This is a genomic window from Kribbella sp. NPDC054772, assembly GCF_053611945.1.
The window spans coordinates 111711-138478 of record NZ_JBSHBJ010000015.1 but is presented as its reverse complement, the minus strand read 5'-3'; the positions used below and the strand labels follow the sequence as shown (position 1 = coordinate 138478).

The 26768-nt window shown below is 68.5% G+C and carries 26 protein-coding genes; 11 read left to right on the top strand and 15 right to left on the bottom strand.

Annotated features, from left to right (window positions below; translation table 11 throughout):
- Positions 1–36: 36 nt before the first annotated feature.
- The 3 genes from ACWGID_RS23550 to ACWGID_RS23540 are packed head-to-tail and all read left to right on the top strand — an operon-like array spanning position 37 to position 2678.
- Complete coding sequence (locus ACWGID_RS23550) at positions 37–1365, top strand: 2-isopropylmalate synthase (RefSeq protein WP_452199828.1); 1329 nt, start codon at positions 37–39, stop codon at positions 1363–1365.
- The gene (locus tag ACWGID_RS23545; RefSeq protein WP_452199826.1) at positions 1353–2129 is read left to right on the top strand and encodes an ABC transporter ATP-binding protein; all 777 of its coding nucleotides are present in this window, start codon (positions 1353–1355) and stop codon (positions 2127–2129) included. Before ACWGID_RS23550 ends, ACWGID_RS23545 begins: the two co-directional genes overlap by 13 nt.
- Positions 2130–2186: 57 nt before the next feature.
- Entirely contained in the window at positions 2187–2678 is a 492-nt protein-coding gene (locus ACWGID_RS23540) for a hypothetical protein (RefSeq protein ID WP_452199824.1), read from the top strand.
- Here ACWGID_RS23540 and ACWGID_RS23535 read toward each other — a convergent pair.
- Complete coding sequence (locus ACWGID_RS23535) at positions 2671–3375, bottom strand: DUF1707 SHOCT-like domain-containing protein (protein WP_452199822.1); 705 nt, start codon at positions 3373–3375, stop codon at positions 2671–2673. The two genes, ACWGID_RS23540 and ACWGID_RS23535, sit on opposite strands and share 8 nt — an antisense overlap.
- Before the next feature lie 194 nt (positions 3376–3569).
- On the opposite strand from ACWGID_RS23535, the gene ACWGID_RS23530 reads away from it, so the two are divergent.
- Positions 3570–5234, top strand: coding sequence for a fumarate hydratase (locus tag ACWGID_RS23530; RefSeq protein WP_452199820.1), 1665 nt, complete (start codon positions 3570–3572; stop codon positions 5232–5234).
- A gap of 636 nt (positions 5235–5870) precedes the next feature.
- On the opposite strand, the gene ACWGID_RS23525 is transcribed toward ACWGID_RS23530, so the two are convergent.
- From ACWGID_RS23525 to ACWGID_RS23515, 3 genes are all read right to left on the bottom strand, one after another.
- Positions 5871–6029 carry a hypothetical protein gene (locus tag ACWGID_RS23525; protein ID WP_452199818.1) on the bottom strand — a complete coding sequence of 53 codons (159 nt, stop codon included), beginning with the start codon at positions 6027–6029 and terminating at the stop codon, positions 5871–5873.
- Between the two features lie 68 nt (positions 6030–6097).
- Positions 6098–6763, bottom strand: a complete 666-nt coding sequence (locus ACWGID_RS23520) for a DUF402 domain-containing protein (protein WP_452199816.1) — start codon at positions 6761–6763, stop codon at positions 6098–6100.
- Entirely contained in the window at positions 6760–8163 is a 1404-nt protein-coding gene (locus ACWGID_RS23515; RefSeq protein ID WP_452199814.1) for a class II fumarate hydratase, read from the bottom strand. The genes ACWGID_RS23520 and ACWGID_RS23515 overlap by 4 nt, the downstream gene beginning before the upstream one ends.
- Before the next feature lie 78 nt (positions 8164–8241).
- Between ACWGID_RS23515 and ACWGID_RS23510 the strand changes: the two genes are divergently transcribed.
- Positions 8242–8619 carry a DUF3224 domain-containing protein gene (locus tag ACWGID_RS23510; protein WP_452199813.1) on the top strand — a complete coding sequence of 126 codons (378 nt, stop codon included), beginning with the start codon at positions 8242–8244 and terminating at the stop codon, positions 8617–8619.
- Here the strand turns inward: ACWGID_RS23510 and ACWGID_RS23505 are convergent.
- Genes ACWGID_RS23505 through ACWGID_RS23495 form a run of 3 tightly spaced genes read right to left on the bottom strand, consistent with a single transcriptional unit; the run spans position 8604 to position 10046 of the window.
- A complete protein-coding gene (locus tag ACWGID_RS23505; RefSeq protein WP_452199811.1) occupies positions 8604–9251 on the bottom strand; it encodes a spermine/spermidine synthase domain-containing protein in 648 nt (215 codons plus the stop codon). The two genes, ACWGID_RS23510 and ACWGID_RS23505, sit on opposite strands and share 16 nt — an antisense overlap.
- 2 nt (positions 9252–9253) lie before the next feature.
- Positions 9254–9925: a response regulator gene (locus ACWGID_RS23500; protein ID WP_452199809.1), complete on the bottom strand. Its 672-nt coding sequence runs from the start codon at positions 9923–9925 to the stop codon at positions 9254–9256.
- Positions 9909–10046 (bottom strand): histidine kinase, encoded by a 138-nt coding sequence (locus ACWGID_RS23495; RefSeq protein ID WP_452199807.1) that lies wholly within the window; start codon positions 10044–10046, stop codon positions 9909–9911. The genes ACWGID_RS23500 and ACWGID_RS23495 overlap by 17 nt, the downstream gene beginning before the upstream one ends.
- Between ACWGID_RS23495 and ACWGID_RS23490 the strand changes: the two genes are divergently transcribed.
- On the top strand, positions 9994–11409 hold the full coding sequence (locus ACWGID_RS23490) for an alpha-L-fucosidase (protein WP_452199920.1): 1416 nt from the start codon (positions 9994–9996) through the stop codon (positions 11407–11409). The two genes, ACWGID_RS23495 and ACWGID_RS23490, sit on opposite strands and share 53 nt — an antisense overlap.
- A 3-nt stretch (positions 11410–11412) precedes the next feature.
- Here ACWGID_RS23490 and ACWGID_RS23485 read toward each other — a convergent pair whose 3' ends face one another.
- Both ACWGID_RS23485 and ACWGID_RS23480 read right to left on the bottom strand, forming a co-directional pair.
- Positions 11413–12117, bottom strand: a complete 705-nt coding sequence (locus ACWGID_RS23485; RefSeq protein ID WP_452199805.1) for an aggregation-promoting factor C-terminal-like domain-containing protein — start codon at positions 12115–12117, stop codon at positions 11413–11415.
- 172 nt (positions 12118–12289) lie between these two features.
- The gene (locus ACWGID_RS23480) at positions 12290–13621 is read right to left on the bottom strand and encodes a PhoH family protein (protein WP_452199804.1); all 1332 of its coding nucleotides are present in this window, start codon (positions 13619–13621) and stop codon (positions 12290–12292) included.
- A gap of 396 nt (positions 13622–14017) precedes the next feature.
- Here ACWGID_RS23480 and ACWGID_RS23475 point away from each other — a divergent pair, with 396 nt between their 5' ends.
- Positions 14018–15151, top strand: a complete 1134-nt coding sequence (locus tag ACWGID_RS23475) for an NYN domain-containing protein (protein WP_452199802.1) — start codon at positions 14018–14020, stop codon at positions 15149–15151.
- Here ACWGID_RS23475 and ACWGID_RS23470 read toward each other — a convergent pair.
- Positions 15045–15824 carry an isoprenyl transferase gene (locus ACWGID_RS23470; protein WP_452199800.1) on the bottom strand — a complete coding sequence of 260 codons (780 nt, stop codon included), beginning with the start codon at positions 15822–15824 and terminating at the stop codon, positions 15045–15047. The two genes, ACWGID_RS23475 and ACWGID_RS23470, sit on opposite strands and share 107 nt — an antisense overlap.
- 258 nt (positions 15825–16082) lie before the next feature.
- On the opposite strand from ACWGID_RS23470, the gene trhA reads away from it, so the two are divergent.
- The gene (gene trhA / locus ACWGID_RS23465; RefSeq protein WP_452199799.1) at positions 16083–16778 is read left to right on the top strand and encodes a PAQR family membrane homeostasis protein TrhA; all 696 of its coding nucleotides are present in this window, start codon (positions 16083–16085) and stop codon (positions 16776–16778) included.
- 313 nt (positions 16779–17091) lie between these two features.
- Here the strand turns inward: trhA and ACWGID_RS23460 are convergent, their stop codons facing one another.
- Positions 17092–17529 (bottom strand): MarR family winged helix-turn-helix transcriptional regulator, encoded by a 438-nt coding sequence (locus ACWGID_RS23460; protein WP_452199797.1) that lies wholly within the window; start codon positions 17527–17529, stop codon positions 17092–17094.
- 64 nt (positions 17530–17593) lie between these two features.
- On the opposite strand from ACWGID_RS23460, the gene ACWGID_RS23455 reads away from it, so the two are divergent.
- Both ACWGID_RS23455 and ACWGID_RS23450 read left to right on the top strand, forming a co-directional pair.
- Positions 17594–18766 (top strand): phosphotransferase, encoded by a 1173-nt coding sequence (locus tag ACWGID_RS23455; protein ID WP_452199795.1) that lies wholly within the window; start codon positions 17594–17596, stop codon positions 18764–18766.
- Positions 18767–18828: 62 nt separating this feature from the next.
- Entirely contained in the window at positions 18829–19350 is a 522-nt protein-coding gene (locus tag ACWGID_RS23450; protein ID WP_452199793.1) for a hypothetical protein, read from the top strand.
- Here ACWGID_RS23450 and ACWGID_RS23445 read toward each other — a convergent pair.
- The 3 genes from ACWGID_RS23445 to ACWGID_RS23435 all read right to left on the bottom strand — a co-directional run bounded on the left by ACWGID_RS23445 (position 19347) and on the right by ACWGID_RS23435 (position 25124).
- Entirely contained in the window at positions 19347–20762 is a 1416-nt protein-coding gene (locus tag ACWGID_RS23445; RefSeq protein ID WP_452199791.1) for a M28 family peptidase, read from the bottom strand. The genes ACWGID_RS23450 and ACWGID_RS23445 overlap by 4 nt on opposite strands.
- An 87-nt stretch (positions 20763–20849) precedes the next feature.
- Positions 20850–22931, bottom strand: a complete 2082-nt coding sequence (locus ACWGID_RS23440; protein ID WP_452199789.1) for a M4 family metallopeptidase — start codon at positions 22929–22931, stop codon at positions 20850–20852.
- Between the two features lie 225 nt (positions 22932–23156).
- Positions 23157–25124, bottom strand: coding sequence for a thioredoxin domain-containing protein (locus ACWGID_RS23435; RefSeq protein WP_452199787.1), 1968 nt, complete (start codon positions 25122–25124; stop codon positions 23157–23159).
- A gap of 36 nt (positions 25125–25160) precedes the next feature.
- On the opposite strand from ACWGID_RS23435, the gene ACWGID_RS23430 reads away from it, so the two are divergent.
- Entirely contained in the window at positions 25161–25721 is a 561-nt protein-coding gene (locus ACWGID_RS23430) for a nitroreductase family protein (RefSeq protein WP_452199785.1), read from the top strand.
- Here ACWGID_RS23430 and ACWGID_RS23425 read toward each other — a convergent pair.
- Entirely contained in the window at positions 25718–26743 is a 1026-nt protein-coding gene (locus ACWGID_RS23425; protein WP_452199783.1) for a CopD family protein, read from the bottom strand. The genes ACWGID_RS23430 and ACWGID_RS23425 overlap by 4 nt on opposite strands.
- Positions 26744–26768: the final 25 nt, after the last annotated feature.

Genomic DNA, 26768 nt, shown 5'->3' with positions numbered 1-26768 from the left:
GCCGGTCCTGCCCCGCACTCCCCGGAAGGACCCACCATGAATCGCCAGCAGCCCTCCCCCATGCCCAGCCACCGGTACCGCGACGTCTTCGCGAAGGTCCCGGTCGCGCCGGTCGACCGCACCTGGCCGGACCGCCGGATCACCAGCGCCCCGCTGTGGGTACCGGTCGATCTCCGGGACGGCAATCAGGCCCTGGCCGACCCGATGGACCCCGAGCGCAAGCGCACCTTCTTCGAGCTGATGGTTGCCATCGGCTACAAGGAGATCGAGGTCGGCTACCCGTCCGCGTCGCAGACCGACTTCGACTTCGTCCGGATGCTGGCGACCTCCGACCTCGTCCCGTCCGACGTGACCGTCGTCGTGTTCACCCCCGCCCGCCGCGATCTCATCGAGCGCACCGTCGAGTCCGTCGCCGGGATGCGCGGCGACGTCGTCATCCACATGTACGCCGCGACCGCGCCGGTGTGGCGGGACGTCGTACTGCGGAAGTCGCGCGACGAGCTGGCGTCGATGATCTACGCCGGGTCCGAGGAGATCCTGCGGCTGGCCGGGGACTCGGTGCGGTTCCAGTTCTCGCCCGAGGTGTACAACCTGACCGAGCCGGACTTCGTGCTCGAGCTCGCGGACCAGCTCACCAAGCAGTGGGACGCGACGCCCGAGCGGCCGGTGATCATGAACCTGCCGGCGACCGTCGAGGTGGCGACGCCGAACGTCTACGCCGACCAGATCGAGTACATGCACCAGAACCTGCCGCGTCGCGACGGTGTGATCCTGTCGGTGCACCCGCACAACGATCGCGGGACCGGGATCGCCTGCGCGGAACTCGCCGTACTGGCCGGAGCGCAACGCGTCGAGGGCTGCATCTTCGGGAACGGCGAACGCACCGGCAACGTCGACATCGCGACCCTCGCGCTCAACCTGCACGCGCAGGGCGTCGACCCGATGGTGGACTTCTCCGAGATCGACCGGATCCGCGAAGTCGTCGAGCACTGCACCCGGATGCCGATCCATCCGCGGCACCCGTACGTCGGTGAGCTCGTGTACACCGCCTTCTCGGGCACGCACCAGGACGCGATCCGCAAGGGATTCGCCGTACAGGGTTCTGGTGCTTGGGAGGTGCCGTACCTGCCGATCGACCCGGCCGATGTGGGGCGTGGGTACGAGGCGGTGGTCCGGGTGAACAGCCAGTCGGGTAAGGGTGGGATCGCACACGTGCTGGAGTCTGTGTACGGCATTCGCCTGCCGGCCGCGGAGGAGCGGGCGTTCGCGCGGCGGGTGCAGCAGCACACGGACGGCACCGGGCGGGAAGCGAGTCCGGAAGAGTTGAAGGCGTTGTACGAGGAGGTTTACGGGTGCTCGAACTGAAGGATGTCGACTTCGTCCGCGACGGCAAAGTGCTGCTCGGCGGCGTCTCCCTGACCGTCGGCGAGGGCGAGCGCTGGGCGCTGCTCGGGCCGAACGGGGCCGGCAAGAGCACCCTGCTGAACCTGTGCGGAGCGATCACCCATCCGACCCGAGGCACCGTCGAGATCCTCGGACGACGCCTCGGTACGGTCGACATTCGCACCCTGCGCGAGTCGATCGGGCACGTGAACCCGCGGCACCCGCTCCGCTCTCCGCTGAGCATCCTCGACATCGTGCTCACCGGCCTGACCGGGACGATCGAACGGATGCCGCGCTGGGAGCCGACCCCCGCTCAGGTGGAGCGGGCGCGGGAGCTGATCGACCTGCTCGGCATCGGCGGGATCGCCGCCTCGTCCTGGACCACGCTGTCCCAGGGCGAGCGCGGCCGCGCGTTGATCGCGCGCTCCCTCATCTCCGACCCGAAGCTGCTCCTGCTCGACGAGCCCTCCACCGGCCTCGACGTCGCCGCGCGCGAGCAGCTCCTGGAAACCCTCGACCAGATCGACGCCAGTCACCCGCACCTGGCATGGGTCCTGGTCACCCACCACCTCGAGGAACTCCCCACCTGCACCACCCACGCGGCCCTCATCACCGAGGGCCGCCTCCTCGCCGCCGGCCCGGTCGAGGACACCATCACCACCGAGCTGATCTCGACGACGTTCGCCCACCCGATCGAGATCAACCGCCACTCCGGCCGCTGGACCGCGACCGCTCACCGAAACTGACCAGCCGGAGTACAGTGACCCTGCTCCGGGGGCGGGGTCACGCGGCTGGGGGACGACATGAAGGTCATGGGTGAACGCCTACCCGAGGCGTGGATCGTCGAGATGCACCGCAACGGGCGCGTCGAGTTTCCCCTGCGCCGATCGCCGATCGCCCAGCCACCGATGCTGTTTGTGGTCGTCGTGTCCCTCAGCTATGCCACGCGCATCCCGGACATCCTCGACAGCGGCGACCGTCTCCTCGGCTACCTGATGATTCTGGGGTATCTCGCCGGCCTCGTCGCGATCAGCTGGCAGCTGATCACCCAGCGCCCGCTCCTGGTCGTCGATCAGCGCGGAATCCACCTGGGACGTCGACGCTCCATGCTCTGGACCGAGATCAGCTCGATCGGCGTTGTCTCCGGTCCACGGCTGTTCCGACGGCTGGAAGTGTTCCCGAAGGACATCTGGGCCAAGAACCTCACCCTGGCTCAGAGCCACGTGAACGACCTGGAGTCGTTCCGGACGTGGCTGGACGAGGTGCTGGCGGAGCAGCAGCACCAGCTCAGGTGAGGCCGAGGCGTTTGCTCAGGCGGGGGCCGCGTTTGATCTTGATCTCGCCGAGGACGGCGGTGCCGCGGATGTGGATGCGCAGGGGCGCCGCCGACTGGGCGTTCGGGTCGGGGACGGCTTTCAGGCCGGCTTCCTGTTCGGAGATCGAGCCGAGGATCGGGTTGCTGTCCAGCACCACGATCGCGTTCTGCGGAACGCGGATCTTCACGTCGGCGAGGATCGACTTCACGTCCACCTGGATCTCGTCGAACGGGATCTGCGCCTCGGTGTAGTCCAGCGTGACGTCGCCGAGGACGGCGTTCACCTCCTGGCGCCGCGGCACCAGCCAGTTACCCGTCCTCTTGGTGTCGGACAGGATCACATTGATGACCGGCCCGGACTCGACCAGCGCCCCGCTGTACTGCGACCCGGCGGATGGGACTGCCGACGTACCGGGGACCTGCAGACCGTTCGGCAGGTCGGACGTGAGCTCGACGAGCTCGCCGTACGTCTTGGAGGAGTACAGCGTCTCGAGCCGCTCCTCGAGTTCGGCGTACGACAGCCGCCCCTCGCCCGCGGCCTCCCGCAGTACGTCGGCGACTTCCTCCCGCTCCAGGTCGGAAACCCGTCGCCGCATCGCCAACTCGTCACCGGTCGGCGCCTGCGCGGGCACGACATCCTGCGGTCGGTTCTCCTGGGGAACGTCATCCTGAGCCACGCTCAGAACCATACGCGCGCAGCACCCCGCCTGCCGCCCGTTTCTTCCCCCATTCCCCCCTGACCGGGCCCCTGATTCGGAGCTGCGGAGTGAGGGTCGCCTCACCGGCGGGTGAGACGGAGGTCGCGTCGGCCGGTCCGGCGGGGAGAACTAGGCTTTGGGCGTTCAGTCCACTCCTGCTGGAGGTATGCCCGGTGTCTGCCGACTTCAACTACTCCGACCTGTTGCCGTTGGGCGCCGACGAGACGGAGTACCGGCTGCTGACGACCGAAGGTGTCAGTACATTCACCGCGGGCGACCGGACGTTCCTGCAGGTGCAGCCGGAGGTGCTGCAGCAGCTGACCTCCGAGGCGATGCACGACATCTCGCACTACCTGCGGACCGCGCACCTGACCCAGCTGCGCCGCATCATCGACGACCCGGAGGCGTCCGGGAACGACCGGTTCGTCGCGCTCGACCTGCTCAAGAACGCGAACATCTCGGCCGGCGGCGTGCTCCCCATGTGCCAGGACACCGGTACCGCGATCGTGATGGGCAAGAAGTCCGAGGGCGTACTGACCGGCGCGGTCGACGAGGAGTGGATCAGCCGCGGCGTGTACGACGCCTACACCAAGCTGAACCTCCGCTACTCCCAGATGGCCCCGCTGAGCATGTGGGACGAGAAGAACACCGGCTCCAACCTGCCCGCGCAGATCGAGCTGTACTCGACTCCGGCGGGCGCCGGCGACCCGACGTACAAGTTCCTGTTCATGGCCAAGGGCGGCGGGTCGGCGAACAAGTCGTTCCTCTACCAGGAGACCAAGGCGGTGCTGAACCCGTCGCGGATGATGGAGTTCCTGGACGAGAAGATCAGGTCGCTGGGTACGGCGGCCTGCCCGCCGTACCACCTCGCGGTCGTGGTCGGCGGGACGTCGGCCGAGTACGCGCTGAAGACCGCGAAGTACGCCTCCGCCCACTACCTCGACACGCTGCCGACGACCGGATCGCCGGTCGGGCACGGGTTCCGGGACGTGGAACTCGAGGAGGAGGTCTTCAAGCTCACGCAGCAGTTCGGGATCGGGGCACAGTTCGGCGGGAAGTACTTCTGCCACGACGTCCGCGTGATCCGGCTGCCGCGGCACGGTGCGTCCTGCCCGGTCGCGATCGCGGTCTCCTGCTCGGCGGACCGGCAGGCGCTGGCGAAGATCACCCCCGAGGGCGTGTTCCTGGAGCAGCTCGAGCGGGAGCCGGCGCGCTTCCTGCCGGACACCACCGACGAGCACCTCGACGACTCCGACGTCGTCCGGGTCGACCTGAACCGGCCGATGAGCGAGATCCGCGCCGAGTTGTCCAAGCTGCCGGTGAAGACCCGGCTGTCGCTGAGCGGACCGCTCGTCGTGGCGCGCGACATCGCGCACGCGAAGATCAAGGAACGCCTCGACGCCGGCGAGCCGATGCCGCAGTACCTGCGTGACCACGCGGTGTACTACGCCGGCCCCGCGAAGACCCCCGAGGGCTACGCCTCCGGCTCCTTCGGCCCGACCACGGCCGGCCGGATGGACGCGTACGTCGACCAGTTCCAGGCGGCCGGCGGCTCGTTCGTCATGCTTGCCAAGGGCAACCGCTCCGCGAAGGTGACCGCGGCCTGCAAGGACCACGGCGGCTTCTACCTCGGCTCCATCGGCGGCCCCGCGGCCCGGCTCGCCCAGGACTGCATCAAGTCCGTCGACGTCCTCGAGTACGCCGAACTCGGCATGGAAGCGATCTGGAAGATCCAGGTCGAGGACTTCCCCGCCTTCATCGTCGTCGACGACAAGGGCAACGACTTCTTCACCGACACCAGAAAGCCCGTCCCCCTCACCGTCCGCCCCCGCAGCTGAAACAGTCCCGGGACAGCACACACTTCACCCCACAAGCCCCTCCCGCCACCGGTCCGCCCGGTTCAGCTGCCCGCGCGGGAGGGGTTATCCGCTCGCGTGATGGGTTATCCGGTGGTGTACGAGCGCAGAACCCCCAACACGCGGGGATAACCTCTCGCGTGCCGCCCGCTTCCTCGGCCGGCACGCGATCCGGGCGGGGCGATCGTAGTCGCGCGACGGTGGTGGCGAAGGCACGCGGCGTTGTCGCGGACCGGCAGCTCGACAGGAGGTGTCACGCTCCGGGGTAGTGCACCTGAGCGTGAACCCACCCGCGCGTACGCCGTACCGCGGTGCACTACCTGTCCACCTGCCGATCCACCAACCCCGCCGACCCCACCGCCCTGCCACCCCACCGCCTCGCCCCCCGGACGCTCCTCAGGCTGCCCGCGCGGGAGGGGTTATCCGTTCGAGTTGGGGGTTCTCCGCTGGTACACGGGCGGACAACCCTCCACGCGCGGGGATAACCCCTCCCGCGTGGAGGACCTCAGCGAGTGCGGCGAACGCGCTGGGGTGGGCGCGTGCGTGGGGGACCGGCGGGGGCTGGCCGGGGTTGGGCGCGGGATCACCGCGCACACGCCTGCCGTGCGCGGGGGTGGGTCAGCTGGCTTGGCTGTCTACCTGCTCGGGGAGCTTGGCGAGTAGGGCGCGGGTGGCTTTGACCAGGTCGGCTTCGTTGTGGCCGAAGGCCTGGAGGTAGCTGTTCAGCGCCGAACGCATCAGCTGCAGCTCCTCGGCATCCAGCTCGATCGTGTCCATATCCCCAAGGTAAGACGGTTCGCGGGAGTTGCAACCGCTCGTGACCCAGCCGTTGTCGGCCTACGCCGTCAGCTGTGCAGTTCCGGTGCGATCAGGGTCGGCTGGTGGCTGGTCGGCGCGGCCGGCAGCGGCCAGTCGGGTGGAGCTGTCCAGGTCTGCCAGTCGTCGCAGAACGGCGACGTCCACGCCTCGATGTCGCGGATCGCTTTGTGGGCGTCGGCGATGATCTGCTCCGCCTCGGCGGGCGTGAAACGGCCGGCGGTAACGGCCCCTTCGAGTTCGTCCTCGTCCTTCCATTCGATGCTGCGGTCCGGTTTGATCCACAGGTCAAGCACATGATCGACGGTGCTGGTACGACGGGAAGCCCAGTCCCGCACGTGTTCACGCTCAAGGTTCACGTACCACCCGTTGAAGGTCCCGTCCGCGGCCCAGAAGTACCAGACCGACCACGGTTTGCCGGGTGGCGAGACCTTGAGGATCCCGGTGCCGTGCCAGATGTCGAGTTTCAGCACCCGGTCCGCGGTGAACATCCCGACCGGACCGGCGTACCGGAGCTCTTGTCCGTCGGCGAGGACCGGTTTGAGCAGCGGCGTACCGGGGGCGAGCCAGGCGACCAGGCCGTCCGCGTCGTCGCGCACGACCGTCATCGGTCGCACGTTCGGCAGGTAGGCGTGCCGCTCCGTGCCCTCGTAGACCCACTCGATCGTCGTCCCCGGCTCCCAGTACTGCGTCATGAACCGGCCGGCCGGGTCATGGACAGGACGTCGAGGGCGGCGTCCAGCTGCTCCTCGGTCAGGTCGCCCTTCTCGACGTGACCGTTCTCGATCACGACTTCACGGATCGTCTTCCCTTGTTTCAGGGCGCTCTTGGCGACCGCGGCCGCGTTCTCGTAGCCGATGTAGCGGTTCAGCGGGGTGACGATCGATGGCGACGACTCGGCGAGCGCCCGGGCGTGCTCGACGTGGGCGGTGATGCCGTCGACGCAGCGGTCGGCGAGCAGGCGGGAACTGTTCGCCAGCAGGGTGATCGACTCCAGCAGGTTACGGGCAATCACCGGGAGCATCACGTTCAGCTCGAAGTTGCCGCCGGCGCCGGCCACGGTGATCGTGGTGTCGTTGCCGATCACCTGGGCGGCGACCATCAGCGTCGCCTCGCAGATCACCGGGTTCACCTTGCCCGGCATGATGCTGGAGCCGGGTTGCAGGTCGGGCAGCGCGATCTCGCCGAGCCCGGCGCGTGGCCCGGATCCCATCCAGCGCAGATCGTTGCAGATCTTGGTCAGGCTGACCGCGACCGTCTTCAGCTGGCCGGACAGCTCGACGAGCCCGTCCCGCGCGCCTTGCGCCTCGAAGTGGTCCTCGGCCTCGGTCAATTCCAGGCCGGTACGACGGTTCAGCTCGGTGATCACCGCTGCGGCGAACCCGGGCGGCGTGTTGATCCCGGTCCCGACGGCGGTGCCGCCGAGAGGCAGCTCGGCGGCGCGGGGCAGCGTGGCGCGGACCCGCGCGGTGCCGCGGCGGATCTGCTGCGCGTACCCCGCGAACTCCTGGCCGAGCGTCACCGGGGTCGCGTCCATCAGGTGCGTCCGCCCGGACTTCACCACTTCGGCGAACTCGGATCCCTTACGGGACAGGGAGTCCGCGAGGTGCTCGAGCGCCGGAAGCAGCTCCTGGACGACGCCGGCGGTGGCCGCGACGTGGATGGCCGACGGGAAGGTGTCGTTGCTGGACTGCGACGCGTTCACATGGTCGTTCGGGTGCACGTCGAGGCCGGACTCGCGGGTGGCGAGGGTGGCCAGGACCTCGTTGACGTTCATGTTCGTGGACGTCCCGGACCCGGTCTGGAAGACGTCGATCGGGAACTCGGCGTCGAACTCCCCCGCGGCCACCTGGCCCGCGGCGGTCACGATCGCGGCCGCGCGGTCCGCGTCCAGGACACCGAGCGAGGCGTTCACGACCGCGGCCGAGGCCTTGATCTGCGCGAGCGCGTGCACGAGCTCGGGCGCGAGCGGCCGGCCGGAGATCGGGAAGTTCTCCACCGCGCGCTGCGTCTGCGCCCGCCACAACGCCGCCCGAGGCACCTTCACCTCGCCCATCGTGTCGTGCTCGATCCTGAACTCCGCGTCATCACCCATACCTGCAGAGTACGTCGCTCACCGTTGTCGGAACGCCCTGATAGACAAGCTGTGGACAACACCACAGGAGGGGACGGGATGAAGTTCACCCAGACGTTCGAGATCACGCAGTGGGACCAGTCGGCGTACGACGAGGCCGGCGCGATCCAGCTCGGCCGAGCGGCCGTCGGCAAGACGTTCACCGGCGACGATCTGAACGGCACCAGCGCGGCCGAGCTGCTCATGGTCGGGGCCGCCGACGGCCCGGCGGCGTACACGGCGCTCGAGCGGTTCACCGGCACGCTCGCCGGGCGGAAGGGCTCGTTCGTGATGCTGCACGGCGCGACGACCGATCAGTCCGCGGCGCCTGGCCGGATCGTGGCCGCCGACGGCGACCTGCAGGGCCTGACCGGCACGGTCGTCTACGAGCACGACGAGCAGGGCGCCCGCGTCACCGTGGACTACGAGCTGCCCTGATACACGTAGTACAGCTCGGAGCGGCCCTGGAGGTCGACGGGGACGGGTTTGACGATGCAGGCGCCGAAGGTTGTGCTGACGGCTGACTCCAGGGCGTCGGACGCGGAGGAGGACCAGACGGTCAGCACTCCGCCGGTGCGGAGTTTTGCGCGGCAGGTTGTCAGGAAGCCGGACGTGTAGATGGCCGAGTTCTCGTTGTAGACAAGGAAGTCCGGGCCGTTGTCGACGTCCAGCAGGATTCCGTCGACGGAGGCGTCCGGGAGGTCGGTGACGACATCCCGGACGTCTCCGACCACGACTGCAACCCGGGGGTCGTCGAGGATCGACGGGACCAGACCGGAGCGCATCCAGGACACCAGGTCCGGCTCGATCTCGGCGACGACCACCTCACCGAGCCGCGCATCGGTGAGCAGTGCACGAACCGTGTAGCCGAGGCCGAGTCCCCCGACGAGCACGCGGTTTGGGTGCTGTACGGCGTCCAGCGCCGCCGACGCGAGCAGCTCCTCGCTGGACGTCTCCTGATCGTCCATCACGAACACACCGTTGACCCGGAGCTCCAGCGCCCCGTCGTCGTCCCGCCGACGCAGGACGAGCTCGCCACGCTCGCTGTGCCCCCGAGCGATCTCTGCCACGGTCAGACCCCCAGGCCGGCGTCGTGCGCCAGTAGTGCGAGCTGCACGCGGTTCGTGAGCTGCAGTTTGGCCAGCGAGTTCGTCAGATGCGTCTTCACCGTGGCGATCCCGAGGTCCAGTGCGGCCGCAGCCTCCGCATTACTCTTGCCTTGGGCCACAGCCAGTACGACGTCCCGCTCGCGCTCGGTCAACTGCGCCAGCGCCGCGAGTGCCGTCGTACGCCGACTGTCCTGGTCGACTGCGCCCACATGATCCATGAGCTGCCGGGTCGACTGTGGTGACAGCACAGACTCACCAGCTGCCACGTTCAGCACCGCAGCGACGATCTCAGTCGGCGCAGCGTCTTTCAGCAGGTAACCGGACGCACCGGCTCGCAGCGCCCGCGGCAGGTGCTCATCGGAGCCAAATGTGGTCAGCATGACCACCTCCGGCGCACCAGCTCGTCGACGGATGGCCGACGTCGCAGCAACCCCGTCCAGCACTGGCATCCCGATGTCCATCAGTACGACGTCCGGCCGCAGATCACGGACCGCGTCGACCGCCTGCTGGCCGTCAGCGGCCTCACCGACCAGCTCCAGTTCCGCAGCACCGGTCAGCATGCTGGACAGCCCTGCCCGGACCAGTGGGTCGTCGTCGACCAGCAGCAGTCGGACCGGTTCAGTCACGCCCGTCATCGTAGGCCACCCACGGCAGCCAAGCCGCCATGCTCAGCAACGACAGCCGATGCCCCAGGGCGTCATGCATCTCCCGCGCGATCCGCTCCCGTTCCAGCCGCTGCCCCTGCTCGACACGCAACTGCTGCTCCGAAGACCTTGACCGTCTTGCCGTCGAAGGTGTCCCACCCGGGGATCCGCTGCCGGAGTGGTTCGCCAACGCCAAGTTCGGGGTCATGATCCACTGGGGTCTCTACTCGGTGCCGGGCTTCGCCTCCAAGGGCACCACCTTCGCCAAGCTGCTCGAGACGCAGTACGGGAACGCGATGACGCACAACCCGTACGCCGAGGACTATGCGAACGCGATGAAGGACCCGGACTCGCCGACCGGTCGGTATCACCGCGAGCACTACGGCGACGCGCCGTACAGCGACTTCACCAAGCAGTTCGATGCCGGACTGGCGCAGTGGAACCCGGACCGGTGGGCAGCGCAGTTCAAGGCCGCCGGAGCGTCGTACATCGTGGTGACGGCCAAGTACGCCGATGGGTACTCGCTCTGGCCCACACAGGTCCACAACCCGCACGCACCGGACTTCCACGCCAAACGGGACCTGATGGGCGAGCTGGCGACGGCAGTCCGCAAGCAGGGGCTGAAGTTCGGCGTCTACTACTCCGGTGGGGTCGACTGGACATTCCAGCGCACGACCGTGAAGACGCAGGGCGACTACGCCTACCTGCACTACGGCGAGGACTACCGCAAGTACGCCGAGGCGCAGGTGCGCGAGCTGATCACGCGGTACAAGCCGGACATCCTCTGGAACGACATCTCCTGGCCGACCGGCTCCAAGCGGCTCTACTCGCTGATGGCCGACTACTACAACACCGTCCCGGAAGGCGTCGTCGACGACCGCTGGGGTACGGCGTCGTTCGGCCGGCAGCTGATGGGCGTGAAACCGCTGCGCTGGGGCTTCGACCAGCTCATGAAGGGTCTCTTCAAGCTGCCCGATGTGGCGGAAGGCGTGAACACGCAGAAGCCTGCCCCGCACAGTGACTTCCGAACGCCGGAGTACACCGACTTCGACACCATCCAGGACAAGTTCTGGCAGCAGGACCGCGGCATCGGCGGCTCGTTCGGCTACAACCGCGAGGAGACCGACCAGGACTACGCCGAGCCGAGCGATCTGATCGGGTCACTCGCCAAGGCCGCGGCCAACAACGGCGCCCTGCTGCTGAACGTCGGACCGAGCGGTGGCGAGGGCGAGATCGTCCCGGACCAGCTGAGCCGGCTCACCGCGATCGGAGCCTGGCTGAAGGTCAACCGGGAGGCGATGGACGGCACCCGCCCGTGGACGCGCCCGACGGCGACCACAGCCGCCGGCGACCAGGTGAGGTTCACCCAGAAGGACAAGACGGTGTACGCCGTCGTACTGGGGCAGCCGAAGGGGGACATCGTGCTGAAGGCTGCCGGCGACGGGAGTTTCGGTCCGGTGTTCCGGATCGGGTGAGGGTCAGTACCAGTTCTTGGCCACCGAGTGCGCCCACGCGGAGCACGGCGAGCCGTAGGTGGCCTCGATGTAGTCCAGACCCCACTTGATCTGCGTCACCGGGTTGGACCGCCAGTCGGAGCCGTAGGCTGCCATCCGCTTCCCGGGCAGGGCCTGCGGGATGCCGTACGCCGAGGACGTCGGGTTCGCCGCGCTGACCTTCCAGCGGGATTCCTTGTTCCAGAGCTTCTCGAGGCAGCTGAACTGGCCCTGGCCCCAGCCGTGGTCGGGGAGGAGGTTCATCGCGACCTCCTTCGGCGTGCCCTCGTACTTCTTCCGCTCGGCGTCCCGGCTGGCGCGCTCCTCGCTCGACGAGCGGTTGGCGCGTGCCAGGGCCTCGTAGCGGCGCAGGGCGGTGTTCTTGGCGGCCATCTTCAGGTCGGCCGCGTTCTGCAGCGAGACCTGCTGCTGGGCGATCGCCTCGACCTGGTTCCGCATCCGGACCGCGTCGGCGGCCGCATCGGCGTCGGAACCCTTCGGCGTGGCGGACGGCTTGTCGTCAGTGGCGACCACCTTGCCACTGTTGATGACGGCCATTTCGGCACGCCCGGACACACTCTCCGACGCATTACTGCTCCCTGGGGAGCTGAAGAGATCGACACCGGCGACCACGGAGACCACGGCGATTCCAGTCACTGCCAGAACCGCGACGGAGCGCTTCGCTTTCATCTGTCCTTCCGAGAAAACCCGACCCCCGTCGGCTGCAACGAGAACATACTCTGGCGTAAACCGTCCGTGATCACAAGCAGGTCACGAACGAACGGTGCGGTCACCGCGTGGCGACCGCACCGTTCTTACTCTCGCTTTACAGAATGCTATGACCCAATAACTCGAACACTCCTTACAGCTGCAAGTCGTCGAGCATCTCGGTGACCAAGGCCGCGATCGGCGAGCGCTCCGAGCGGCTCAGGGTGACGTGCGCGAACAGCGGGTGGCCCTTCAGCTGCTCGACCACCGCGACCACGCCGTCGTGCCGGCCGACCCGCAGGTTGTCCCGCTGGGCGACGTCGTGGGTGAGCACCACCCGCGAGTTCGCGCCGACCCGGGACAGCACCGTGAGCAGCACGTTCCGCTCCAGCGACTGCGCCTCGTCGACGATCACGTACGAGTCGTGCAGCGACCGGCCGCGGATGTGGGTCAGCGGCAGCACCTCGAGCATGCCCCGGTCGATGACCTCGTCGATCACGTCGCTGCTGGTCAGCGCGCCGAGCGTGTCGTACACGGCCTGGGCCCACGGCTGCATCTTCTCCGACTCGGAGCCCGGCAGGTACCCGAGCTCCTGGCCGCCGACCGCGAAGAGCGGCCGGAACACGACCACCTTTTTGTGCTGCCGGCGCTCCATCACCGACTCCAGGCCGGCGCACAAGGCGAGCGCCGACTTACCGGTACCGGCCCGGCCGCCGAGCGAGATGATCCCGACGTCGGGGTCCAGCAGGAGGTCGAGCGCGACGCGCTGTTCGGCGGACCGGCCGCGGATGCCGAACGCCTCCCGGTCACCCCGGACCAGCCTGATCCGCTTGTCCGGCATCACCCGGCCGAGCGCGCTCCCGCGGTCCGACAGCATCACCAGTCCGGTGTGCGTCGGGAACTCCCCGGCCTCCGGCAGCTCGACCGTGCTGTTCTCGTACAGGTCGTCCACGACATGCGTCTCGACCTCGAGCTCGGCCATTCCGGTCCAGCCCGACTCCAGGGTCAGCTCGGCCCGGTACTCCTCGGCCTGCAGACCGCACGCCGACGCCTTGACCCGCATCGGCAGGTCCTTCGAGACCAGCGTCACGTCCTTGCCCTCGGCCAGGAAGTTGCAGGCCACGGCCAGGATCCGGCTGTCGTTATCGCCGAGCCGGAAACCGGCCGGCAAGGTTTCGGGGTCGGTGTGGTTCAGCTCGACCCGGAGGGTTCCACCGTTCTCCCCCACTGGCAGGGGCGCGTCCAGACGTCCGTGCAGTATCCGGAGCTCGTCGAGCAGTCGCAGCGCGGTGCGGGCGAAGTAGCCGAGTTCCGGGTGATGCCGTTTGGCCTCCAATTCGGTGACGACGACCACCGGGACGATCACCTCGTGCTCGTCGAACCGCAGCATCGCGTGCGGGTCGGAGAGGAGCACCGAGGTGTCCAGCACGAACGTGCGCTGGTCCGGTGTGGATGAGGTACTTGACGCCTTGGCGTGGATGGCCATGTCGCACGTCCTCTTCTGAGGCCGTGACGTGCACCCTCGCCCCGGCCCGCCAGTGGTTAGGTGATGGACCGGGTGCCGCCCCTGGGGTCCGGTGCAGACCCCGTCCGCGCCGCGATTCGAGCGGCAACGGAAATCAGTGAGTTCGAGACCAGAGGTCTCGGGTACTCCGTTCGGCCCCTCACAGGGCCACCGGCTGGGACGAGATTCTCAAACTGATCGGGCCTCCCGGACAGCCGGCTTCCCCTCCGACCGTCCCTGCCAGAGTAGGAGGGTCCCGCAAACGGCGCAGCCCGACACGCCCGGCCACGGGGTTAACAGGGCGTTACGCCTTCTGGGGGAGTCAGGTCACTCCGCCGGGTGATCCGGTCCCCCGTCCCCGCGGGCGACGCTCGGTGCATGAGGAAGAACTGGCCGTCGTGGACCGGGTACGCCACCGCGCTCTGGTCCCTGGGGTACGGCGTACTCGGGCTCTACTGGACCCTCGGCGGCGCGGGCTACCCGTTCGCGCCCGTGCCGGACGACCGCGCCACAGCGTCGATCCTGGAAGGTACGCCGGTCCACGTCGTCGCACCGGTGATGACAGCGATCGGACTCGGCGGCGCCGCGCTCGCGCTCGTCATGACACGCCGTACGCCGCGCGGGTGGGTGCTACAGACAGTTGCCGCCGTACTCGCCGTCGGACTGGCTTTGGTGATCCCTGACTACACACTGATCGCCGTCGTCGCGCTGGCGCCGGCACTCCTCGTGTTCGCGTTCACCGGCGTACCGGGGGCGCAGGGCGGGATCGGCGACATCCTGTACTGGCACCGGGTGAACCTGATCGTGTTGTTCGTCGGCGGTTTGTTGTGGGCGGCAACCGCTCTCGCCTACCACCGCCGGAGCCGGGACCTGTGTGTCTCGTGTGGCCGGGGAGACGAGGATCAAGCGTGGACCAGACCGGATGCCGCGCTGCGCTGGGGCCGGTGGGCGGTCGTCGTCGCGGTGGTGGCGAATCTTCCGTACGAGTTCACCCGGATCGCCTGGTACTTCGGCTGGCCGGTCGGCATCAGCGCCGAGTTCCACCGGATGATGGCCGACACGCCCGGGATGCTCGAAATGGGCCTCGGCCTGGCCGTTCTGGGCCTTGCCGGCAGCGTCTTGACCCACGGTCTGGTCCACCGCTGGGGCGAGGTGTACCCGCGCTGGATCTGGTTCCGCGCGGGCCGGCGCGTCCCGCCGTACCTCGCGATCATCCCGGCGTCGATCGTCGCGGTCGTCCTGGTCCCGGCCGGGCTGATGAACCTGGAGGCGCCGATCGACCCCGCGAACTGGGCACTCACCGCTCCCGGCATCCTCTGGACCCTCTGGGGTACGGCGCTGGGCGTCGCGACGTACGCGTACTACCTCAGACGCCGTACGACGTGTTCGCGCTGCGGCCGCGGCGTCAGGTCCCGAAGCGGCGTTCCCGCTGGGCGTAGCTCCGGACCGCACGCAGGAAGTCCACGTGCCGGAAGTCCGGCCAGAGCGCCTCACAGAAGTAGAACTCGCTGAGCGCGCTCTGCCAGAGCAGGAATCCGCCGAGACGCTGCTCCCCCGACGTCCGGATCACCAGGTCGGGGTCCGGCTGGCCCTTCGTGTACAGGTGCCGGGCGATGTGTTCGACGTCGACCCGGTCCGCCAGCTCCTCGATCGACATGCCCTTCGCCGCTTCCTCGAGCAGCAGCGACCGGACCGCGTCGGCCAGCTCCCGACGACCGCCGTACCCGACGGCGACGTTGACCAGCATGCCCTGAACGTCGTGGGTCGCGGTCTCGGCCGCCTTCAGCGCCTCCGCGGTGGTGCCGGGCAGCAGGTCGAGCGCGCCGACCGGGTGGATCCGGTAGCGGCCGATCGTCGTCAGCTCCTCGACGGTCTGCTCGATGATCCGCAGCAGCGGCTCGAGCTCGTCGGCCGGACGGGTCAGGTTGTCGGTGGACAGCATCCACACCGTGACCACCTTGACGCCGACGTCCTCACACCAGTCCAGGAACTCGGAGATCTTGTTCGCCCCGGCCTCATGACCGCGCGACACCGGGTCGCCGCCCTGGCGGGCCCACCGCCGGTTCCCGTCGATGATGACGCCGATGTGCCGGGGAATCCGGTCCGGCGCCAACGATCGCCGCAGCCGGCGCTCGTACAGTCCGTAGACCGCGTCGCGCAGCTTCTGTTTGCCAGGTGTCCGCATGGGCAGAATGCTCTCCTCAAAGACTCTCGATCACGAGGCTAGCCCAGATTCACCCGGTGCGAGAGGCCCTGGAGTGGCTCACAGAAAGCTGGCAGAAAGGTCGAACTTTCTGCCGAGTTGGTGCATCGTCAACGCGGGGGTTCTGCATCAGGACGGTGACTTCGCCTACATTTCATTCTTCCGACCCATGTAACCTACGGTTGCGTAGGTTACGGTTGCGTAGGTATGACCCGCCCGACACCCCTCGAAAGGAAGGCGATGACCGCTACCAGCGCCCACCCCCAGGACCTCGGGCACCGGCTATCCGGCCGGCTCGGGCCGCTCAAGCCAAAACTTCGCGGATGGCTGCACGCCGGCACCTTCCCGTTCGCCACCGCCGCCGGCATCGTGCTGATCTGCCTCGCACCCCAGGCGAACGCCCGCTGGGCCGCCGCGGTCTATACCGCCGGCTCGATGCTGCTGTTCGGGATCTCCGCGCTGTACCACCGCTTCTACTGGGGCCCGACCGGTGAGGCGATCCTCCGCCGGCTCGACCACAGCAACATCTTCCTGCTGATCGCCGGCACCTACACCCCACTCGGGATGGTGCTGCTGCACGGCAAGGACCGGGTGCTGCTGCTCAGCCTCGTCTGGGGCGGCGCGATCCTCGGCATCCTGTTCCGGATCTTCTGGCTGAGCGCACCGCGCTGGATCTACACCCCGATCTACTTGGCCCTCGGCTGGGTCGCGATCTTCTGGATGGGCGCCATCTACCACGCCGGCGGCGCGGCAGTCGTCACCCTGATCGCGGTCGGCGGCGGCCTCTACTCCCTCGGCGCCGTCGTCTACGGCACCAAGCGCCCCAACCCGTCCCCCCGCTGGTTCGGCTTCCACGAGATCTTCCACGCCTTCACCGTCGCCGCCTTCATCTGCCACTACATCGCCGTAAGCATCGCGACGTACCACGCCCGCTAACCCGCGCCGTCCTGCGACAGACACGGAAAGGACACGCGTACGGCGTGACTGTCTGATGGCCGGCTCCGCCGGGGCGCGGGATGTGGCGACGAGTGGACGTACCCCGCGAGGCGCCGATTGAGGCCAGCCGGTGAATCGTTGGCCAGCCCATTGATCACCGCACCCACCTCGGTCAGCCTGCCTTTCGCACCGCAGATCGCCGACTCGTGGCGAAAGGCGGACCCCGCGCCGCCGAGTCGTGGGTTCTGGTTGCTGTTTCGGTGCCGGACCCACGACTCGACGCGCAAGACGCAGTCGGCGCGGGGTGCCTCGGCTAGGTGGCTAGCTCGTGGAGCATTTGGCGGAGGGAGTTGTAGCGGTCTGGGCCTAGGTGGTTGGACCACTGGTGTTCTAGTCGGGCTATGACGGATCGGCTGAAGGTGACTGCTTCGTCGCCGAGGGGGGTACGGCGGACCAGGCGGACGCGGCGGTCGCCCCGGAGGCGGTCGGATTCGGTGTAGCCGAGGCGTTCCAGGTAATCGACGTGCTGGCCGAGGCCTTGTTTCGTCATTGCCGCGGTTTCTGCCAGGTCGGTGATCCGGGCGCCGTCCGGCGGGATCATCTCGAGCAGCCGGTAGTGCGAGACGCGCAGCTCGGGGTAACGCTCCTCCGAGGTCGCCAGGATCTCCTGACGGAGCGTCCCGATCGCCGCACCGAGCAGGTTGGCGATGTGGTCGGATCCGACCACAGGCCCGCCGTTGACGGAAGTCATAAGGCCACTTTACTATCCAAATAGTAAGGCTGCTTTACTTCCATGGGGGGAAGGTTGTGGGGAGATGCGGACCGAGTTGGCACCGTTGGGCCGGGACGCTCCGAGCGAGGACGATCTGACCGCGCTCGTGCGGACCATCACCGGAGACGCAGGCGCCGTTCCAGGCGCGGTGCGAGTCGTGCCGGTCGACTACGAGATCGGTACGCCGAGCACCGCGGCCCTGCTTCGGGTCTTCGGGACCGCGACCAGCACAACCGGCGATGACGTCGAGTGGTCGTGCTTCGTGAAGCAGCTCCAGTCCGCGCGGCACTGGCCGCAGATCGGGATGGTCCCGGAGGCGTTCCGCGCCGAGTTCATCAAGTACCTGCCGTGGGAGCTGGAGATCGCGGTGCACCGCAGCGGGCTGGCGGAGCTGCTCCCGAGTGGCCTGCGCCTCGCCACGGCGTACCGGATCGATCTGTACGACGACGATCGCGGCACCGTGTGGATGGAGAACGTTGTCCAGGTGCCCGGACCGTGGCCGATCGACCGGTTCGAGCGCGCGGCGTACCTGCTCGGGCGGCTGTCCGCGCGGCGGCAGCCGCACCTCGTCGGACCGCTCCTCCCCCGGGGCGACATCGAGACGCCTGGTTCCGGACTGCGGTACTACGCGGGCGGACGGGTGGCGCACAGTGCGCTGCCGACGCTGGCCGACCCGCAGACCTGGCGCCACCCGCTGCTCGCCGCGGCGGTCTGCAACCTGGGAGATCACCGGTTGCGGGCGGACTTGCTCGACCTGGCTGAGCGACTACCCGCCGTACTGGATGCGCTCGACGAACTGCCGCAGTGCTACCAGCACGGGGACGCGAGTCCGCAGAACCTCCTGGTTCCCTCCGACGAGCCGGACGAGTTCGTCGTGATCGACTGGGGGTTCGACTGCCCGCAGGCGGTCGGGTTCGACCTGGGGCAGTTGCTGGTCGGGCTGGCGCATGCCGGCGAGTTGTCGCCGGAGGCGTTGCCGATCGTGCATCGGGTGATCGCCAAGGCGTTCCAGGCGGGTCTGGCCGAGGAAGGGATGCGGGTGACCGAGGACGAGGTGCTCTACGGCTACCTCGGTTCGCTGCTGGTCCGCGCCGCGTTCACCGCGCTCCCACTCGAGCAGCTGAGCACGGTGGGCGACCAGGCGACGCTCGCGCTGTTCGAGCAGCGGGTCCAGCTGACGCGCGCGATGGTCGACCTGGTCTCCCCCGTCGTCTGACGATCACATTTCAGTCCTGTCACAGCTGCAACGAACGGCCTGCCATTGGGTATCCATGGTGCGTGAGGAACCTGAGCAGATACGCAGCAGTGGCCGTGTTCATGACCGTCGCGGGAGTCGTGCTGAGCGGGTGCGGCGACGAGTCCGGATCGAGCGGCGGTACGCCGGTGAGCTCGCCACCGCCGACGTTGCCGACGGCGTCGGTCACGCAATCGACGCCGGTCGGAGCCGGCCTGCCACTCACGGTGTCCAGGACCGGTGGGTTCGCGGGCTTCGACGACCAGGTGCAGATCAGCCCGGACGGCATCGCGACCGTGACCGCGCGCGGTAAGCAGCCGATCAAGTGCAAGCTCGACCCGAGCCTGCTGACCACGATCAGCGCGGCCGCTCAGCAGGTCGACTGGGCGAGCCTGGTGGCCACCAAACCGTCGACGAAGCACCCGGACGACATGATCGTCGCGGTCACGGCGAACGGGAAGACCGCCCGAATCGAGGACCCGAAACTCAAGCCGCTGGCGGACCCGGTGAACAAGTTGCTCACCGAAGCCGCCATCCCACCAGGCAAGCTCTGCACAAAGATCTAACCAGCGGTCAAGGCCACGTCGTCGATCACGAAGCTGGTCTGCGCGGAGGAATCCTCCTGGCCGACGAACTTCACCGTGACCGTCTTCCCCTTGTACTGCGACACGTCGAGGGTCTTCTGCACGTACGACGTGTTCTTGTTCAGGTTCGAGTACGTCGCCAGCGTCGTCGCGGTGGACCCGTCGACGACCTGCACCTTGACCGTGTCGTACGCCGTGGAGGACGTAGTCTCCGCGGTGTCGATCCGGATCCACAACGACAACGAGGCCGCGGTGGCGGTCGCCGGGATCGCGACCGACTGGCCGATGCTCTCGGTGGTGGCACGGCCGTTGCCCTGGAGCCACGCCTTCCAGCTACCGGTGTGCGCCGGACGCCCGGTGTTGTTGGTGATCGGGCCGGTCGTTCCGGTCCAGTTCGCCGTACCGGACTCGAAGCCCGGGTTCTGCAGGAGGTTGCCGCCGGCCGGTGGTGGGCCGCCGGTGTAGTCCTTCTGCGCGTACGTCCAGATCATGTGGCCGATGGCATCGATCTGGCGGTCCAGCGAGGTCAGGTCCAGGTTGCTGATGGTGTCGCAGGACCGGTGGTAGCAGGCGTCGAACGCCTGCCCTGCCGTACCTCCCCACTTCGTCGCCTGCGCCGAGCTCTTGATCTCCTCGGCACCGGAGAACGTTCCAGCCGTGGGGATTCCCAACGATCGGAAGGCGGCGTGGTCGGAGCGGCCTTGGACGTCGATGAACTCGGTCTGGACGTTCTTGCTGGTGAAGTACGTGACGAGGTCGTCCCGCGCGGCGTCGCCGGCCGGGTTGTCGTCGTACACGAAATAGCCCGGGTTCGGGGACGCGATCATGTCGAAGTTCAGGTACAGCTCGATCTTGTCCCGATCGGCGGCCGGCAGGTTGTTCACGTAGTACTTCGAGCCGAGCAGCCCGAGTTCTTCCGAACCCCAGAAGCCGAACCGCAACCGGTTCTTCGGGGTCTGGCCGCTGGCAGCGTAAGCGAGGGCGGTTTCGAGTACGCCGGCGCTGCCGGAGCCGTTGTCGTTGATCCCAGGACCGGCGCTGACGCTGTCCAGGTGCGAGCCTGCCATCACCACGTGGTTCGCGTCGCCGTGCGGCCACTCCGCGATCACGTTGTACGACGTACCCGCCGAGGTGCTGAACGACTGCAGGGTGGTGGTGTAACCGGCCGCGTCCAGCTTGGCCTTCACGTAGTCGGCCGAGGCCTTGTACCCGGGCCGGCCGGTGTAGCGGTTCCCACCGTTGCTGGTGGCAATCGACTGCAGCTGGTCCAGGTGAGCCTTGGTGTTGGTGACGGAGATGTCGGGCGAGTCGGCCGCTACGGCGACGTTGCCCGGGGCAAGCAAGACACCGGCGACGAGGGCGGCGCCGACTCCGGGGACGAGAAACTTGCGCATCACTGGATCTCCTTTGACCCAAGAGAAATCCGGGGCGCGCGGGCCTGGGCGGAAGGCCGCGCACGCCCCGGACGTGTCACCGCGAGGTCAGCTCGCGGTCAGGGAGGTGTCGTCGATGACGAAGCTGGTCTGCGCGGAGGAGTCCTCCTGGCCGACGAACTTCACCGTGACGGTCTTGCCCTTGTAGGCCGACAGGTTCACCGTCTTCTGCACGTACGACGTGTTCTTGTTCAGGTTCGAGTACGTCGCCACCGTGCTGGTGGTCGAACCGTCCACGACCTGCACCTTCGCCGTGTCGTACGCCGTGGTGCTGGTGGTCTCCGCGGTGTCGATCCGGATCCAGAACGTCAGGGTCGCGGTGGTCGCCGACGCCGGGATCGCGACCGACTGGCCGACGCTCTCGGTGGTGGCGCGACCGTTGCCCTGCAGCCACAGCTTCCAGGTACCGGTCCGCGCCGGGCGACCGGTGTTGTTGGTGACCGGGCCGGAGGTGCCGGTCCAGTCCACCGCACCGGACTCGAAGCCCGGGTTCTTCAGCAGGTTGTCGCCGGTGGGCGGCGGCGTGGTGCCACCACCGCAGGCGGCCGACCCGGCCGGGACGGCGATCCCGCCGAACGCGGCCTCGATGCCCTTGCACTCCGCGGAGTCCGCGCCGTACAGCTCCTTCGCGGAGGTGATCGCACCCTCGCGGGCGTCCTTGTAGGTGCTGCCCGAGCTGAGCTTGGTGCTCAGCGTGCGGTACCAGACCTTCGAGGCGACGTCGCGGCCGACACCGGCGAACGTCGTACCGTTGCAGGCGGTGCTGTTGTAGGTGACACCGTTGATGGTCTTGCTGCCGGTGCCCTCGGAGGCCAGATAGAACCAGTGGTTCAGCGGGCCGGACGAGTAGTGCGGGTCGAGCCCGCCGGTGCTGGTCGACCAGCAGTCCACGCTGGCCCCGTCCTTCGACGGCTTGTCCATGTAGCGCAGCGGCGTACCGTCGCCGTTGATGTTGATCTTCTCGCCGATCAGGTAGTCACCCGGGTCGCTCGCGTTGTTCGCGGACCACTCGACCATGGTGCCGAAGATGTCCGACGTCGCCTCGTTCAGGCCGCCCGCGTCACCGGAGTAGTTCAGGTTGGCGGTCGCCTCGGTGACGCCGTGGCTCATCTCGTGGCCGGCCACGTCGATCGCGGTCAGCGGGTGGGTGTTGCTGATCCCGTCGCCGTACGTCATCTGGGTACCGTCCCAGAACGCGTTCACGTACGCGCTGCCGTAGTGCACCCGCGAACGCGCACCCTGGCCGTTGTTGAAGATGCCGTTCCGGCCGTGGACGTTCTTGTAGTAGTCCCAGGTCAGCTGGGCACCGTAGTGCGCGTCCACCGCGGCGGTCGCGCGGTCCGAGGCGGCACCGCTGCCCCAGGTGTCGTCGGCGTCGGTGAACGTCGTGCCGTTCCCGGACGTCGCGCCCTTCAGGTCCGTGGTGTAGTTGCCACCGCGGGTCGAGTCGGTCATCGAGAAGTTGCCGGACGAACCCGACGTACCGATGGTGACCTTGCCGGCGTACATCGAGTTGCCGGTACCGGCCTTGATCTCGTCGTCCTGCGCCAGCACCTTGCCGCTCTTGGCGTCGACGAACGAGTGCAGCACCGACGGGGTCTGGTCGGGCTTCACACCGGTCGTGACGACCTCGTACGCGAGCACGGGCTTGGTGGGCGTCACGAAGACGACCAGTTCACCCTTGTTCGCGGTGGCCTTGAACTTCGCGGACTCCGCACCCTTCGCGAGCGCCGCCGACTGGGACAGAGTCGGCTTGGTGGCGACGGCGACGGACTTGGCGCCACGGTTGTACGTGACCTGGCCGACGGACTCGCCCTTGCTCTTGACGATCAGATCGCCGCCGACGACCTTCAGGCCGTTGAAGGTGCGGTCGTAGCGGACATACTCGGTGCCGTCGGCATCCTTGACGACGTCGTGGACCTTGAGCTGCTCACCCTTGCCGAGGCCGAGGGCAACGGCCGTCTGCGGGGCCAGCGCCTGCTCGGCCTTGACCGCGGCGGGCTGGTTGAAGCCCGACGCCGGGAGCGGAGCCGTCCGGTCGGCGGCACCGGCGGTCGACGCGGAGAGCGTCGTGGCAAGACCCGCTGCCGCGACGATCGCCACCGCCCCTGCTGATGTCAGTCGTTTCAAGACAACATCTCCTCACGGTGTGGTCGCTGTTTGGGCGCAGCGACCGAATTCAGTTGGGGACGCGCCGGATGCTGACGCAACAGTGCCACTGCCTCATTTGTGACACTTCGTGTCTGAACATGCGAGTTCTGTTACATCCGACTGAGGACCGACTGTTGCCGTCCGGTCGCCGTGAGTCAAGGGAATCGGGCGAAACCGCAGGGAAAACCCGCACCCGCGCACGCCTCAGTCCGCTGGGCGCAACTCCTGCCGAAGGTGTTCCGGCAACGTCACGGGCAGCCGGCAGGTGAATTTCTGACACACGTACGCCGCTGATTCCTGCCGCCCGTCCATCAGCGGTACGGCGAGACCGGGTGCACCGCTGACGATCGCCGTACCCCACGGGGCGTAGGTGAACGCGGTCCTGGTCAGCTCGGGCCGGTCGCCGACGATCGCGATCTCGAGCGGTCCCCCGGCGATGGTCTCGGCGACCGCCAGGGCGCGTCCGGCGAACCGGGGCGCGCGGTCGGCGATCGCGGCGGAGGCCTGCAGGGCCTGGTCGGCGGCGGCTTCGTACCGGACCGATCCGGTCAGGCTCGCCATCGTGGTGAACGCCTCGGCGGCCAGGCTGACGCCGGACGGGGTGGCGTTGTCGGTCGCGTCCTGCGGGCGCCAGACCAGCGTCTCGGCGTCCGCGGCGGTGTCGAAGTACGCGCCATCAGCAACGAACTGCTCGAGGACCCGGTCCAGCAACCGCTCCGCCGTCCGGAACCATTCGGCCTCCCCGGTTGCCCCCAGCAAGGTCGCACACGCCTGCGCGAACGCGGCATAGTCCTCTAGTACGCCGTGCGCGGTCCCCCGAACGCCGTCGCGCGACGTGCGGTACAGCCGGCCGGTGTCGTCGAGGTGCACGTCGCGGATCAGTTCGGCCGCGGCGCGCGCGGCGTCGACGTACTCCGGTTTCCCGAGGACGACGCCGGCGCGGGTGAGTGCGGTGATCGCGAGGCCGTTCCAGGCGGCGACCACCTTGTCGTCGCGCCCGGGGTAGGTGCGGCTGCTCCTCGCCTGCTCGAGGGTTGCGCGGACGCGCTGCCAGCGCTCCGGGTCGTCCGGGTCCTGCCGTAGCTGGAGGACCGACGTACCGTGCTCGAAGGTGCCGCTGACGTCGCAGAGGTCGATGACCCAGTCGGCGTCATCGGTGGCCTCGCGCAACTGCTCGGGGGTCCAGACGTAGTACCTGCCCTCCTCGCCTTCGGTGTCGGCGTCGAGAGCGGACGCGAAGCCACCTTCCGCAGTGCGGAGCTCGGCGAGCAGGAAGTCGGCCGTCTCCTCGGCGACCCGCCGGGCCAGCGGGTCGGACGAGAGCGTCCACCACTGCGTGTAGACGTCGAGCAGGAGCGCGTTGTCGTACAGCATCTTCTCGAAGTGCGGGACGATCCACTGGCCGTCGACGGAGTACCGGGCGAAACCGCCGGCGAGCTGGTCGTACATCCCGCCGCGCGCCATCCGGTCGCAGGTGTGCGCGACCATGGCCAGCGCGTCCTCGTCGCCGGTGCGGCGGTGGTGGCGGAGCAGGAAGTCGAGCACCATCGACGGCGGGAACTTCGGCGCCCGCCCGAACCCGGCGTCGACCGGATCGAAGTCGGCCTTCAGCAACTGGACCGCGCGATCGAGGTCGAACGTTCCCTGTTCGGTGGGCTGCTGGTCGGTGGGCTGCTGGGCGCCGAGCTGCTCGACCACCCGCTTGCCAATGCCGTCGATCTGCTCGCGCCGGTTCTGCCAGGCGTCGGTGATCGCCTGGAGCACCTGGGGGAACGTCGCCATCCCACCGCGGGCGTCCTTCGGGAAGTACGTCCCGCAGAAGAACGGCTCCCCCGCCGGCGTCAGGAACACCGACATCGGCCAGCCGCCCTGCCCCGTCATCGCGACCGTCGCCGCCATGTAGATCGCGTCGACGTCCGGCCGCTCCTCCCGGTCGACCTTCACACTCACGAAATGCGCACCCAGGTACGCCGCCGTGTCCGCGTCCTCGAACGACTCATGGGCCATCACGTGACACCAGTGACAAGCGGAGTACCCCACCGAGAGGAAGATCGGGACGTCCCGCTCCCGCGCCTCGGCGAACGCGCGATCCGACCACTCCCGCCACTCCACCGGGTTGTCCGCGTGCTGCCGCAGGTAGGGACTGGTCGATCGCCCGAGCTCGTTCGCCATGTCCCCCACCGTAGTGCCCCGAAAATGGTGCTCGGAATGGACAGACCCGAGCCGTGGTTGTACGACGTCATGCCCGTGCACCCGTTGCTCGCCAGCCGCTTCAGCCCCCTGCGCTTCGACACCGGCTGGAGCGTGACGGACGACGACATCGAGACGCTGCTCGAGGCAGCCCGCTGGGCACCGTCGGCAGGCAACTCCCAGCCGTGGGCGTACTTCGTCGCGCGCCGCGGCGAGCCCGACCACGAGCGCGTCATCAGGCACCTCGCGCGCAGCTCGGCCCGCTGGGCACCGACCGCGTCCCTGCTGATCGTGACGATGGCCCACCGGTACATCGAGGACACCGACTGGGCGTACTCCGATTTCGCCGACTACGACCTCGGCCAGTCGGTCGCCCACCTCACCCTGCAGGCACACGCGATGGACCTCGCCTGCCGCCAGTTCCGCGCCTTCGACCTCGAAGCCCTGACCACCGACCTGAACCCGGGCGACGGCTGGCACATCGTCTCGATGATCGCAGTCGGCCGCCCCGCCGAGGACCGCCCGGCAGACCGCGAACGCCGCAGTACCGCCGAGCTGCGAACGGCGCCCTGGGCCTAGGCGGTTTGCGAGAGGGCGACCGAGAGGCCGAGGGCGATGGCCATGGTCAGGAGTTCGAAGCCGACGATGCGCCAGAACGGGAGGGTGGCGTCGAGGAGGTCGCCGTGCGAGCGGGAGCGGTGCAGCGCGGCGAGCACGATGAGGAGCAGGAACGCCACGATCTTCACGATCAGCAGGACGCCGTACGCGTCCTCGGTGAGGGCGTCGCCGATCGTGCCCCAGCCGCCGCCCTTCGCCGCCAACCGTCCGGCGGCGCTGATCAGGCCGCTCACCAGTACGGCGATCGACGACACGAACGCGACCTGGCGGTACCGCTCCAGCACCATCCGGAGCCCGGTCCGGCTCGCTCGCCCGTAGCGGACCAGACCCGCGAGGCCGCCGACCCACGTGGTCGCCGCGATCACGTGGATCACCAGCGCCGCGCCCGCGAGGACGACGTACGACTCGTTGCGGGGGTACGCCGTGACCGCGGTCGGGACCAGTGCGGCGATCGCCACCAGCACGCCGAGGCCCGCCGCGGACGATGACTGCACGCGGCGGATCCCGATCGCCAGTGCGACCACCAGGATCCCGGTGATCAGCAGCGCCTTGACCTCGGGTACGCCGAGGGCGTCGTCGAGCCGCATCCGGAGCAGCCGGACCGGGGTGTCGAGCAGGGTCGCCGCCGTGACGACCGCGCCGGCGAACGCGCACGCCGCCCAGATGATCGCCGAGTTGCTCGCGTCCCGGACCGCCCGCCGGCCCTGGACACCGAGCGGTCCGCCGTCGGTCCGCAGCAGCACCACCGCCGCGAGCAAGGCACCTGCACACCCGACCGTCGCCAGGACGGAGACGAGCCGGAGCAGCGGCAGCAGCCAGGCGACGAAGACGCTCGGTCCACCGATGCCGCCGAGCTCACGCGGTTGGCTGTCCGAGGCGTAGAGGGCGACCACGAGCGCCAGTGATGCGACGAAGACAGCGCCCACGCCACCGATGACCAGCCGCCCGGGCATACGGTGCCGGGCGGAGCGGGTCGCGGTCACCGAGCAGACCGGAGAAGGGGGCCAT